Consider the following 13431-nt stretch of genomic DNA (forward strand, 5'->3'; position numbering starts at 1 on the left):
GCGGCGATGATGCGGCGCGCGGGATAATCGCGCCGATAGTGGCAAAAACTGCGTGCCGTCCTAGTCAGCGTAGACCGGGAAGCTGGCGCATAGGTCCGCAACCTGACCACGAACGCGCTCAATTACAGCCGGGTTTTCCAAGTCGTCGAGGATGTCGCAGATCCAGCCGGCCAGGGTGCGGCACTCGCTCTGCTTGAAGCCACGGGTGGTCACCGCCGGGGTGCCGATGCGGATGCCGGAGGTGACAAACGGCGACTGCGGATCGTTCGGCACGGCGTTCTTGTTCACCGTGATATGCGCCGCGCCCAGGGCGGCGTCGGCAGCCTTGCCGGTGAGGCCCTGCTTGATCAGGCTGACTAGCATCAGGTGGTTGTCGGTGCCGCCGGAGACCACGTCATAGCCGCGTGCAACGAACACATCGGCCATGGCCTGGGCGTTGTCGATCACCTGTTGCTGATAGACCTTGAAACCAGGCTCCAGGGCCTCCTTGAAGCACACCGCCTTGGCTGCGATCACATGCATCAGCGGGCCGCCCTGGGCACCGGGGAAGACGGCCGAGTTGAGCTTTTTCTCGATGTCGGGATTGGACTTGGCCAGAATCAGGCCGCCGCGCGGGCCGCGCAGGGTCTTGTGCGTGGTGGTGGTGACCACATCGGCAAACGGCAGCGGGTTGGGGTACAGACCGGCCGCAACCAGGCCAGCGACATGGGCCATGTCGACAAACAGCAGCGCGCCGACCTTGTCGGCGATTTCGCGGAAGCGGGCGAAATCCAGGGTGCGCGAATAAGCGGAGAAACCGGCGACGATCATCTTTGGCTTGTGCTCAAGCGCCAGGCGCTCGACTTCGGCGTAATCGATCAGACCCTGTTCGTCGATGCCGTACTGCACCGCGTTGTAGAGCTTGCCTGAGGACGACACCTTGGCACCGTGGGTCAGGTGGCCGCCATGGGCCAGGCTCATGCCGAGGATGGTATCGCCGGCATTGATCAACGCCAGGTACACCGCGCTGTTGGCGGAAGAACCGGAGTGCGGCTGCACATTGGCATAGTCCGCGCCGAACAGCTGCTTGGCCCGTTCGATGGCCAGCGCCTCGACCACATCCACGTGCTCACAACCGCCGTAATAACGCTTGCCCGGATAGCCTTCGGCGTACTTGTTGGTCAGGCCGCTGCCCTGAGCCTGCATGACGCGTTGGCTGCAATAGTTTTCCGAGGCAATCAGCTCGATATGGTCTTCCTGGCGCTGCTCTTCGGCGTTGATCGCAGCGAGCAGGGCGTCATCGTAGCCTTGCAGTTGGTCGTGCTTGCTAAACATGGTGAGGCCCTCTGGTTTTTATATGAGGTGCAGCTAACCCGCCTCGGGTAGAGGTGAGTCGAAATTCTTGGGTAAACAAACCGTAGGATGGGTTAGCGGCGCATTGCCCTGAACAGGCTGATAACGCCGCTATTGAATGCCGCGTAACCCATCGTTGATGGGTGTGGCGTGATGGGTATCGCTGCGCTTAACCCATCCTACGGGTGTAGGTTGCAGCCTTAGGCTTCCTGATACGCCTCAATGGACGGGCAGGCGCAGATCAGGTTGCGGTCGCCGAACACGTTGTCCACGCGGCCGACCGGCGGCCAGTACTTGGCCTCGATCAGACTGGCTACCGGGTACACGGCCTGTTCGCGGCTGTAAGCGTGAGTCCACTCGCCGACCAGTTCCAGGGCGGTGTGCGGGGCGTTTTTCAGCGGGTTGTCGTTGGCGTCCAGCTGGCCGGCTTCCACCGCACGAATCTCGTTGCGAATGGCGATCATCGCGTCGCAGAAGCGATCCAGCTCTTCCTTGGATTCGCTCTCGGTCGGCTCGATCATCAGGGTGCCGGCTACCGGGAAGGACATGGTTGGGGCGTGGAAGCCAAAGTCGATCAGGCGCTTGGCCACGTCGTCGACGCTGATGCCGCTGCTGTCCTTGATCGGACGGATATCCAGAATGCACTCGTGCGCCACCAGGCCGTTGCTGCCCGAATACAGCACCGGGTAGTGCTCTTCCAGGCGGCGGGCGATGTAGTTGGCGTTGAGAATGGCCATCTGCGAAGCGCGCTTGAGACCTTCGCCGCCCATCATGCTGATGTACATCCAGGTGATGGGCAGGATGCTGGCGCTGCCGAACGGCGCGGCGCTGACTGCACCTTCCTTGCGGGCCATATGGCCGTGGCCAGGCAGGAACGGAATCAGGTGCGCCTTGACGCCAATCGGGCCAACGCCTGGGCCGCCACCGCCGTGCGGGATGCAGAAGGTCTTGTGCAGGTTCAGGTGCGAGACGTCGCCGCCGAACTTGCCCGGGGCGCACAGGCCGACCATGGCATTCATGTTGGCACCGTCGATGTAAACCTGGCCGCCATTGTCATGAATGATCTGGCAGATTTCGCGGATGCCTTCCTCGAACACGCCGTGGGTCGACGGGTAGGTGATCATCAGCGCAGCCAGACGGTCCTTGTGCTCTTCGGCCTTGGCCTTGAGGTCGGCGATGTCGACGTTACCGCTGCTGTCACAGGCGGTTACCACCACGCGCATACCGGCCATGCTGGCGGTCGCCGGGTTGGTGCCGTGGGCCGATTGCGGGATCAGGCAGATGTCGCGCTGATCATCGCCGCGGCTCTGGTGGTAGGCGCGGATCGCCAGCAGGCCGGCGTACTCACCCTGGGAGCCAGCGTTCGGCTGCAGGGAGATGCCGTCATAGCCGGTGGCCGCGCAGAGCATGGCTTCCAGTTCGCTGGTCAGCTGGGTGTAACCCTGGCTCTGTTCGACCGGGGCGAAGGGGTGCAGGTTGCCGAACTCGGCCCAGGTCACCGGGATCATCTCGCTGGCGGCGTTGAGCTTCATGGTGCAGGAGCCCAGCGGGATCATGCTGCGGTCCAGGGCCAGGTCCTTGTCGGCCAGCTTGCGCAGGTAGCGCATCAGCTCGGTTTCGCTGTGGTAGCGATTGAACACCGGGTGGCTGAGGATTTCCGATTCGCGCAACAGGCCTTTAGGCAGGTGGGCGACTACTCCGGCCGCCAGTTCAGCGAAGGCTGGAACGGTTTTGCCCTCGGCAAATACCGCCAGCAGCGCTTCGACGGCGGCCTGGTCGGTGGTTTCGTCGAGGGACAGGCCCAGGCGCTCGGCATCGATTTCACGCAGATTGATGCTGGCAGCGCGCGCCGCCGCGTGCAGGGCAGCGGTTTTGCCACCGGTGGCCAGGGTCAGGGTGTCGAAGAAGAACTCTTGCTCAACCGTGTAACCCATAGCGCGCAGGCCCTTGGCCAGGATCGCGGTGAACTGGTGCACGCGCTGGGCAATCTGGGTCAGGCCTTTCGGGCCGTGGTACACGGCGTACATGCTGGCGATGTTGGCCAGCAGCACCTGAGCTGTGCAGATGTTACTGGTGGCCTTCTCGCGGCGGATATGCTGCTCGCGGGTCTGCATGGCCAGGCGCAGGGCCGGCTTGCCGAAACGGTCGATCGACATGCCGACCAGGCGGCCTGGCATGTCGCGCTTGAATGCATCGCGGGTGGCGAAGTAGGCGGCGTGTGGGCCACCAAAGCCCAGCGGCACGCCGAAACGCTGCGCGCTGCCCAGGGCCACGTCGGCACCGAACTCGCCCGGTGCGGTGAGCAGGGTCAGGGCCAGCAGGTCGGCGGCGACGGCGACCAGGGCGTTGGCCGCATGGAAACGCTCGACCAGCTCGCGGTAGTCGAAGATGTCGCCATTGCTTGCCGGGTACTGCAGCAGCGCGCCGAAGTAGGCGCTGGCATCGGTGATGGCGGCTTCGTCGCCCACCACGACCTCAATACCCAGCGGCTCGGCACGGGTGCGCAGCACGTCGAGGGTTTGTGGATGGCAATGCTGGGAGGCGAAGAAGGCGTTGCTGGCCTTGTTCTTCGACAGGCGCTTGCAGAAGGTCATGGCCTCGGCAGCGGCGGTGGCTTCATCCAGCAGCGAGGCGTTGGCGATCTGCATACCGGTAAGGTCGCTGATCAGGGTCTGGAAGTTCAGCAGGGACTCCAGACGGCCCTGGGAAATTTCAGGCTGGTAGGGGGTGTAGGCGGTGTACCAGGCCGGGTTTTCCAGCAGGTTGCGCAGGATCGGGCTTGGCGTGTGGGTGCCGTGATAGCCCTGACCGATGTAGGTTTTGAATTGCTGGTTCTTGCCGGCAATGGCCTTGATCTTGGCCAGAGCGTCGGCTTCCGACAGGCCCGGCAGGGAGCCCAGTACGCTAGTGCCCTTGATGCTTTCAGGGATAACGTTATCGGTCAGCGCGTCGATGCTGGCATAGCCGAGCAGTTCTAGCATGGCGGCGGTATCGGCCTCACGTGGGCCGATATGCCGGGCGATAAATTCGTTCTGGGTGGTCAGCTTGGTCATTGCAATCTCTCAGGCGTCAGCATTGGCGTTGAGCAGGCGCTCGTAGGCGGCCTGGTCGAGCAGGTCGGCTACCGCGCTGGCATTGGCCGGACGGAAACGGAAGAACCAACCCTTGCCCAGGGGATCTTCGTTGACCAGCTCAGGGCTGGATTCTAGCTCGCCATTGACGTCGACCACCTCACCGTCCAGCGGCATGGCGATATTGCTCGCTGCTTTTACCGATTCCAGCACCGCCACTTCGTCACCCTCGGCATAGCTCTGGGCTTCCGGCAGCTGCACGAACACCACGTCACCCAGGGCTTCCTGGGCATAGGCGGTGATGCCCACGGTAACCAGACCATCGGCATCCTGACGCAGCCATTCGTGCTCAACGGTAAAACGCAATTCGCTCATGTGAACTCCTCAAGGGTGGTGACTCGCCCTTTCTGCTGGGGCGATGTGCGGGGGTGCTCGTGCCGGGCAACGAGCGGAAAGGTTTAAAGACCATAGCAAAGCGAGTGCCATTATAAAAATATTCAATGAAAACAATAGGTTATAAGTTTTATCTGATTTTAGGCGAGTTGTGTTGTAGCGAAATCGATACGCTTGATCGGGGTTGACCGCATTTCTGGGCGGGCAGGGCACTGATGTCGCGGCCTGACAGGTTCGTGTCGCTTTCATTACGTTGTATTGAAAGCGATACGGTGCCGCCGGGCAATTGGGTCGATCTCCAGCCCTGGCGCGCCGCGAACCTTGCCGCAGGTCGCGGCAGCGCTGGCGTGGCGGTCATTCACCGAGGCTATGGTCGACCATTGCGTGGGGCCATGGCTGGCCTGAAATCCGGCGCGGTAGAGCCATGTTCACTCTTTCGGCTGATAGGGCAAATACCTCTTTCGGGCGCTTATCCACCGGCGGGGGGCTGGGTAGCTTGGGGCCTCAACACGTAACCCGCTTTCCAGGAGAGCCGCATGAGAACAAAAACAAGACATGCCATCTTCCAGCCCTGCGCCTTGGCTTCCGCCATTGCTCTGGGCTGTGTCGCGCCTGTCCAGGCTGTCACTTTCAACATCGGCGAGGTCGAAGCGCAGTTCGACTCCCAACTGTCCGTGGGGGCCAGTTGGTCGGTGCGCGGCGCGGATCCTGATTTCGTCTCGGTCGCCAGCGGCGGCAAAGCCTCATCGCGCACCTCGGATGACGGCCGGCTGAACTTCAAGAAGGGCGAGACCTTCTCGAAGATCTTCAAGGGTATTCATGACCTGGAGCTCAAGTACGGCGACACCGGGGTCTTTGTTCGCGGCAAGTACTGGTACGACTTCGAGACCAAGGACGAGAGCCGTCTGTTCTATGACATCGACGATCACAACCGCAAGGAAGCGGCTCAGGCCTCCGGCGCGCAGATCCTCGATGCCTTTATCTACCACAACTACAGTATTGGCGATAAGCCGGGCAGTGTGCGGGTCGGCAAGCAGGTGGTCAGCTGGGGCGAGAGCACCTTTATCGGCAACTCGATCAACTCGATCAACCCGATCGACGCCGCCGCCTTCCGCCGTCCCGGCGCGGAGATCAAGGAGGGCCTGATCCCGGTCAACATGCTCTACGTATCGCAGAGCCTGACCGACTCCGTGAGCATGGAGGCCTTCTATCAGTTGGAGTGGGACCAGACTATCGTCGATAACTGCGGCACCTTCTTCTCCACCGCCGATGTACTGGCCGATGGCTGCGAGGATCGCCTGGTAGTGCTGGGGCCTGATCTGCCGCCGGGCGAGTCGACCAACTCGTTTGTCGATAATGCCTATATCCCCCGCGCCGGGGATCGGGACGCCCGCGACAGTGGCCAGTACGGCCTGGCCTTGCGTTGGTTCGCCGAGTCGTTGAACGACACCGAATTCGGTCTCTATGCGATGAACTACCATAGCCGCGCGCCGGTGTTCAGCACCATCCGCACCACCACGCCGAACTTCGTCAGCTTTATTCCCGGTGCGCCCAATGCCGGCTACTTCCTCGAATACCCGGAAGACATCCGCCTCTACGGCCTTAGCTTCCAGACCAACGTCGGTGGCACCGCGCTGTCCGGCGAGGTCAGCTACCGGCCGAATATGCCGATGCAGATCAACTCCACCGACCTGTCCTTTGGCGCGCTGGGGCTGCCCTTCAACCCGGTATTCGAGTCCGGTCACGCAGAGAACGTTTCCGGGGCCGATATCCACGGCTACGAACGCAAGCCCTTTACCCAGGCACAGGTCACGGCCGTGCACTTTATCGACCGGGTGCTGGGGGCCAGCCGCCTGACCCTGCTCGGCGAGGTCGGCTATAACCATATCAGTGGCATCAGTGACGATATCGGCGAGCTGCGCTTTGGCCGCGACCCCATCTATGGGGCCGGCGAGTTCAGCGTGCCGGGCGTGTGCGGTGCGTTCAACGCCGCCAATCCCGACGAGTGCCAGGGCGACGGTTTCTACACCAGCAGTTCCTGGGGCTACCGCCTCCGCGCCAGCGCCGACTACAGCAACGTGTTCGCCGGTATCAACCTGACCCCGAGCGTGGCCTGGTCGCATGACGTCGACGGTTACGGGCCGAACTTCAACGAAGGCAGCAAGGCCATCAGCATCGGCCTGAATGCCGACTACCAGAACACCTATACCGCCAGCTTGAGCTATACAGATTTCTTCGGCGGTGAATACAACACCGTCACCGACCGTGATTTCGTCGCCCTGAGTTTTGGCGTGAACTTCTGATCAACCTGCGCAAAGGATCCGTAAAGAATGAAAAGCACAAGAATCCTGCAAACCGGAGCGCTGACACTGAGCCTGTTGGCCAGCAGTCTGATGGCCGCCGTTACTCCGGAGGAGGCGGCGCAACTGGGTTCCAGCCTGACACCGCTGGGCGCGGAAATGGCCGGCAACGCCGACGGCAGTATCCCGGCCTGGACCGGCGGCCTGCCGACGAATGCCGGCGCAGTGGATGGCAATGGCTTCCTCGCCGACCCGTTCGCCAGTGAGCAGCCGCTGTTCACCATCACCGCCGCCAACGCCGCCCAGTACCAGGACAAGCTGTCCGTAGGGCAGTTGGCGATGCTCAAGCGTTACCCCGACAGCTACAAGATCCCGGTCTATCCGACCCATCGCAGTGCAGCGGTACCCGATGCCATCTATGCCGCGGCCAAGCAGAGCGCGCTGAATACCGGTGCCATCGACGGCGGCAACGGCCTGCAGAACTTCAACGACAGCCGCTATTACGCCTTCCCGATTCCCAAGAGTGGGGTCGAGGTGGTGTGGAACCATATCACCCGCTACCGCGGCGGCAACGTGCGGCGCTGGATCACCCAGGCCACACCGCAGACCAATGGCTCCTACAGCCTGGTCAAGTTCGAGGACGAAATCGCCTTCCCTTCGGATATGCCCGATGTCGACCCGGCCAAGGCCGCCAATATCCTGCTCTACTTCAAGCAGCGGGTGACCGCGCCGTCACGCCTGGCCGGTAACGTGCTGCTGGTTCACGAGACCATCGACCAGGTCAAGGAGCCGCGCCTGGCGTGGATCTACAACGCCGGTCAGCGCCGCGTGCGCCGCGCTCCGCAGGTGGCCTATGACGGCCCGGGTACCGCCGCCGACGGCATGCGTACCGCCGACAACTTCGACCTGTTCTCCGGTGCGCCAGATCGTTACGACTGGAAGCTGGTGGGCAAGAAGGAGATGTATATCCCCTACAACAGCTACAAGCTGGACTCGCCCGCGCTCAAGTACGACGACGTGATCAAGGCAGGGCATATCAATCAGGACCTGACCCGCTACGAGCTGCATCGGGTGTGGGAAGTGGAGGCCACGCTGAAGTCCGGCGAGCGGCATATCTACGCCAAGCGCCACATGTACTTCGACGAGGACAGCTGGCAGCTGGCCCTGGTCGACCACTACGACGGCCGTGGCCAGTTGTGGCGGGTTGCCGAGGGGCATGCGCAGAGCTATTACCACCAGAAGATGACCGGCTACACCCTGGAAGCGCTGTACGACGTGATCGCCGGTCGCTACCTGGCTCTGGGCATGAAGAACGAGGAGAAGTCCGCCTACAGCTTCGGCTTCCAGGCCAGCGCTGCCGACTACACCCCGGCCGCCCTGCGCAGTGCGGGGGTGCGTTAAAACACCAGGCGCGAACTCGTGATTGTTACTCCGTGATTGGGCGGCCCTCGGGCCGCCTTTTTTATGGGCGCTCATGCTGGCACCAACCTGAGGCCGTCATGGGTGAGGTTAACAAATGCGCCTGGCACTTTTTATCGCCGCGTATCAGCGAGGCAAATACAACTACTGCGGTGGCCGTTATGGGTCTAGCCTCAATGCTCCCAGCCTGAGCAGTAGCCGCCGATCCTATGACTGCCTACGCGCCATCTCCGCTTATTGCTGCGCCGCCCAGTGTGCAGGGCCGGCTGCTGCGCCAACCACCCGGGCATATCCCGCGCGAGGCGCTGTTGCAGCGGCTGCTGGCCTACGACTGCCGGCTGCGCCTGCTGGTCGCCCCGGCCGGTTTCGGCAAGAGCGTGCTGCTGGCCGATTGCGCCCACCAATGCCCGCCGGACCATGAACTGCTCTGGCTCAACTGTGCGGTGCCGGGCCTGGACCCCGCGCAGCTTTGCCAGCTGCTGTGCCAGGCCCTGGGCTATGCCCCGAGCCTGAGCAGCAGCGAACTGCTGGCGGCCCTGGCCCAGGAACCGCGACGCCTGTGGCTGGTGCTCAACGACTACCCGGTAGCGCCGGCGGACGAACTGGATGGCTACCTGAATCTCCTGCTCAATGCCGCTGCGGCGGGCATCTGCTGGTGGCTGGGCAGCCGGCGGCGGCCGGCGTGCAACCTGCCGCGTCTGCTGCTGGAGGGCGAGCTGCTCGAACTGGGGCCCAGCGATCTGCTGTTCAGCGCCGCCGAGGTCTCGGCCTGGCTGGGGCAGTTGCAGCCGCAGCGCAGTGCCTGGGCCGAGGCCCTGCACGGGGCGACCCAGGGCTGGCCAGCGGCCTTGCGCTTGCGCGTGCTGGCGGCTCAGGGCGAGCCGGATACGCTGGCTGCGCCGCTGGATGAGCAACATGGCGAACTGCTGCGCGACTACCTGACCCGCGAAGTGCTGCAGGAGCTGCCCCACGAGCTGCTGCAGACCTTGCAGCAGCTGGCGCAGCTGCCGCGCTTCAATTACGAGCTGTGCGAGCACCTGTTCGGGGTCGGCGAGGGCGGCGAGTGGATGCGTCAGCTGGCCGAGCGCGGGGCCTTTATTCACGAGCTGGAACAGCACAAGGGCTGGTTCGCCCTGTTCGCCCCGGTGGCCACGCTGTTGCGTCGGTCTACCCGGGCGCTGCCGTGCCACAGCCTGCACCTGCACGCCAGCCAGTGGTTCGCCGCCCAGGGCGACATCCGCGCGGCGGTGGAACATGCGCTGCTCGGCGGGCAGCCGGAGGTGGCCGGCAGCTTTCTCGAACGCTTTACCGAAGAGCAGCTGTTGCAGGGCCAGGACCTGGCGCTGATTCTCGGCTGGCGCGCCGAGCTGCCGGACAGCCTGCTGCTCAGTACACCGCGGCTGATTCTGCTGAATGCCTGGGTGTTACTGCTGGTCGGCCGGCTGGACGAGGCGCTGGCCTGCGTCGATCAGTTGGCGCGTTTTCAGCCGCGCGGCGATGGCCCGCGCACCCTTGAGCTGTTTGCCCAGTGGCAGGCCATTCAGGGCATTGCCGCCTACGGCCGCGGCTGCGCGATAGACAGCCGCGAACAGCTGTTGGAGGCGTTGCCGAATCTGCCGCCCAGTGCCTGGGCGCAGGCCTTGCTGTGCCGTTCGATACTGACCCAGGTGGCCATTGGCGAGGGTGATCTGGAACTGGCCCAGCAGCTCAGCTACAAGGCGCTGCGGCAGGCGCGGGCGTGCGGCAGCCTGGTGTTCGAAGCCCTGCTGGAACTCGATCACGCCCTGCTGCTGGAGGCCCGCGGTGAGTTCGCCCGGGCCGAGGCTCTGCTCCAGCGGGTGCTGGCTTCCTGCGACCTCGCCGTTTTACGCGAGACCCCGGTGCTGGGGCGCGCCCAGCTGCGCCTGGGGCGCTTGAGCCTGCGCCAGGGCCGCCGTGAGGAGGCCGCGCGGCTGCTCCAGGCCGGGCTCGACGATGCCCAGCGCTGCGGCGACCCGGGGGCTTTTCATGGCTATCTGGGCCTGGCCGATCTGGCCGCCGGCGAGGGCGATCTGGCCGCGGCCTTCGCCCTGTTGGCGCAGGCCGAACGGCTGATGCAGCGGCAGCGGGTCAGCGAAACCCTCTACCGCGGCACCCTGCTGCTGGCCAGCGGTCGCCTGTGGCTGTATCAGGGGCACCGCCAGCGCGCCCGTGAAGCGGCCACCCGGGTGCTGGGCTACGCCCGGCGGGTCAAGGTCATGCTGCCGCCGCCGAATTTCCCCGAGATGATCCCGCGCTTTCAGCTGTTGCTGCTACAACTCGATCTGGAAGAGGGCGCGGATGTGCGCATGCCGCTGCAGGCCCTGCTCGAGCAGGCGCTGGCCCAGGGGCGTCAGGCCCTGGCCTGCGAACTCTGGCTGGCCTATGCCGAAGCCTGTGCGCAGTGGGACGATGAGGCCACGGCCAAACAGGCGCGGCAGGCCGGCCAGGCTCTGCGCCTGCGCCTGGATTACCAGTGCCTGTGGTTTACCGTGACCGATCCCGAACATGCTCCTCAGCCGACCGCCACGCCGGGCAGTGCGGACATGCAACTGAGCTGCCGCGAGCTGGCGGTGCTCGGCCTGATCGCCCAGGGCCTGTCCAACCAGGAGGTCGCCGAGCAGCTGTTTATCTCCCTGCATACGGTCAAGACCCACGCGCGACGCATCAACGGCAAGCTCGGCGTGGCGCGGCGCACCCAGGCTGTGGCCAAGGCCAAGGCGTTGGGCTTTCTGTAGGTTCTGCCCTCATTACGTGTCGCGAGGCGATAAATCGTAGGTTGGTGTTGAGCGCAGCGAAGCCCAGCAGGTGTAGAGCCACGATGCCGTCGTAGGGTGCGCTGTGCGCACCGAGAATCTACTGCCTGATCGCCCTGGTGCCAGATCAATGCAATGCCGCTGTGCTCTGCAGCAAACGCAGGCGCTGGCTGAGTTGCAGGCGCTGGGCCGGGTCGTCGCAGAGCAGGATGGCGTGCTGCAGGTCGAAGCGCTCGCCTTGCGGGCATTCAAGCAACTGATAGAGCTCGGCGCGGGCCAGGTGGTCGTGCAGGTTGGGCGTACCCAGTTGCAGCACCCGCTCGGCATCTTTCAGCGCGGCCAGGTAGTCGCCGGTCTCCTGATGCAGGTGCCGCAGGTTGCGCGACAGGCGCTGCAGCATGGTTCGGCCATCGCAGGCCTGCAGGTGGCTGGCGTTGAGTTCGACGGCGGGGCCCATATGGTTGAGTAGTAGCTCGCGGCATTCGCGGGTATACAGACGGCGACCGCTGCACGGGTCGAGCAGGTGATCGGCCCCGGGCACACGCAGCAGAAAGTGCCCGGGGAAGTTCACCCCCTGCAAGGCAATCTCCAGGCGTCTGGCCAGCTCCAGGGCCAGCAGCGCCAGGCTCAGAGGCTGGCCGCGGCGGCGACGCAGCACCTGATCCAGCAGCGCCGTCCGGGGACGCAGGGGTTGCTCGTCCTCCGAGTGAAAGTCCAGCTGGCTGAGACGCCGCAGCAGTGCCTGGCCCAGCTCGGGGGCAGGGCCCGCGGACAAACCCTGGCGAACCTGATGCTGCAGGCTGTCGAGTTCGCGCATTACCTCGGCCGGTTGCAGGCTTGGCTGGTGTTCGACGGCTATCCACAGCGCCGCCTCGAAGGTGGCGGCAGGTTGCTTGTCCAGGCAGGCAAGGCAGGCGGCGCGTGGATTCATGGCAGTCCCCCGGGCCGGTCGTGGCGAAATGCCAACAACCCCGGCTTCTGGCTTTGTAGCCAAGAGCAGGGCTCGCGTCCAGTGCTGCGTTGGCGCATGCCGAGCTGACCACTGGGAATGTGTGTGGCCAACCGCTGCCTATACTGAGAAGCAAATCAGTACGGGAGCCACTGCATGTTCGCCATGATGGAAACCACCCGGCTGGAGTCGTTGCACTTCGCCCAGGACCCGCAAACCGGGCTCAAGGCCATTATTGCCATTCACAACAGCCGCCTGGGGCCTGCGCTGGGGGGCTGCCGCTACCTGAGCTACGTCGACGAGCAGAGCGCCATCGAGGATGCCCTGCGTCTGGCCAAAGGCATGAGCTACAAGGCGGCGCTGGCCGGTGTGGCCCATGGCGGCGGCAAGGCGGTGATCATCCGCCCGGACCATGTGGACAACCGTGGCGCACTGTTCGAGGCCTTCGGGCGCTTTGTCGAAACCCTCAACGGCCACTACATCACCGCCATGGACAGCGGCACCTCCAGCGCCGATATGGACTGCATCGCTCAGCATACCCAGCACGTCACCAGCACCACGGCGGAGGGCGACCCCTCGCCGCATACCGCCATGGGCGTGTTCGCCGGGATTCGTGCCACGGCCATGGCGCGCCTCGGTGGCGACAACCTGGAAGGGCTGCGCGTGGCCATCCAGGGGCTGGGGCATGTCGGCTATGCCCTGGCCGAGCAGCTGCATGCCGCCGGTGCCGAACTGCTGGTCAGCGATCTGGATATGGGCCGGGTGCAACTGGCGGTGGAGCAACTGGGGGCTCATCCGGTGGCCAGCGAGGCCCTGCTCACCACCCCCTGCGACATTCTCGCGCCCTGCGGTCTGGGCGGCGTGTTGAATAGCGAAACGGCTGGCCAGCTGCGCTGCTCGGCGGTCGCCGGGGCGGCCAACAATCAGCTGGCCAGCAGTGACGTGGCCGATACCCTGCAGGCGCGAGGGATTCTCTATGCGCCGGATTATGTGATCAACGCCGGCGGACTGATTTATGTCGCCCTGCGCCATCGCGGCGAAAGTCTGCTGGCCATTACCAACCACCTGAGCCAGATCAGCCTGCGGTTGACCGAAATCTACGCCCATGCCCAGGCCGACAAGCGGCCGCCTTCGCGGGTGGCCGATGTCATGGCCGAGCGCCTGCTCTACGGGCCCTGAGCAGTGCCGCACTG

Annotated in this window: 8 protein-coding genes; 4 read left to right on the plus strand and 4 right to left on the minus strand. The window is 64.3% G+C overall.

All coding sequences use genetic code 11. The features are described 5' to 3' along the window. Positions 1-60: 60 nt before the first annotated feature. From glyA to gcvH, 3 genes are all read right to left on the minus strand, one after another. Complete coding sequence (glyA, locus tag WMW70_RS04205; RefSeq protein ID WP_341436238.1) at positions 61-1314, minus strand: serine hydroxymethyltransferase; 1254 nt, start codon at positions 1312-1314, stop codon at positions 61-63. 218 nt (positions 1315-1532) lie between these two features. Next, positions 1533-4385, minus strand: a complete 2853-nt coding sequence (gcvP, locus tag WMW70_RS04210; protein ID WP_341436239.1) for an aminomethyl-transferring glycine dehydrogenase — start codon at positions 4383-4385, stop codon at positions 1533-1535. Between the two features lie 9 nt (positions 4386-4394). Then, positions 4395-4778 carry a glycine cleavage system protein GcvH gene (gene gcvH, locus WMW70_RS04215; RefSeq protein ID WP_341436240.1) on the minus strand — a complete coding sequence of 128 codons (384 nt, stop codon included), beginning with the start codon at positions 4776-4778 and terminating at the stop codon, positions 4395-4397. Between the two features lie 554 nt (positions 4779-5332). Here gcvH and WMW70_RS04220 point away from each other — a divergent pair. The 3 genes from WMW70_RS04220 to WMW70_RS04230 all read left to right on the plus strand — a co-directional run bounded on the left by WMW70_RS04220 (position 5333) and on the right by WMW70_RS04230 (position 11271). Continuing rightward, positions 5333-7099, plus strand: coding sequence for a DUF1302 domain-containing protein (locus WMW70_RS04220; protein WP_341436241.1), 1767 nt, complete (start codon positions 5333-5335; stop codon positions 7097-7099). A 27-nt stretch (positions 7100-7126) separates the two neighbouring features. Continuing rightward, positions 7127-8497, plus strand: a complete 1371-nt coding sequence (locus WMW70_RS04225) for a DUF1329 domain-containing protein (RefSeq protein ID WP_341436242.1) — start codon at positions 7127-7129, stop codon at positions 8495-8497. Positions 8498-8724: 227 nt separating this feature from the next. Beyond that, complete coding sequence (locus WMW70_RS04230) at positions 8725-11271, plus strand: LuxR C-terminal-related transcriptional regulator (RefSeq protein WP_341436243.1); 2547 nt, start codon at positions 8725-8727, stop codon at positions 11269-11271. 145 nt (positions 11272-11416) lie between these two features. On the opposite strand, the gene WMW70_RS04235 is transcribed toward WMW70_RS04230, so the two are convergent. Beyond that, positions 11417-12220, minus strand: a complete 804-nt coding sequence (locus tag WMW70_RS04235) for a SirB1 family protein (protein WP_341436244.1) — start codon at positions 12218-12220, stop codon at positions 11417-11419. Between the two features lie 174 nt (positions 12221-12394). On the opposite strand from WMW70_RS04235, the gene WMW70_RS04240 reads away from it, so the two are divergent. Continuing rightward, the gene (locus WMW70_RS04240) at positions 12395-13417 is read left to right on the plus strand and encodes a Leu/Phe/Val dehydrogenase (RefSeq protein WP_341436245.1); all 1023 of its coding nucleotides are present in this window, start codon (positions 12395-12397) and stop codon (positions 13415-13417) included. Positions 13418-13431: the final 14 nt, after the last annotated feature.

This window comes from Pseudomonas sp. XK-1 (genome assembly GCF_038069885.1).
Classification (GTDB): Bacteria; Pseudomonadota; Gammaproteobacteria; order Pseudomonadales; family Pseudomonadaceae; genus Aquipseudomonas.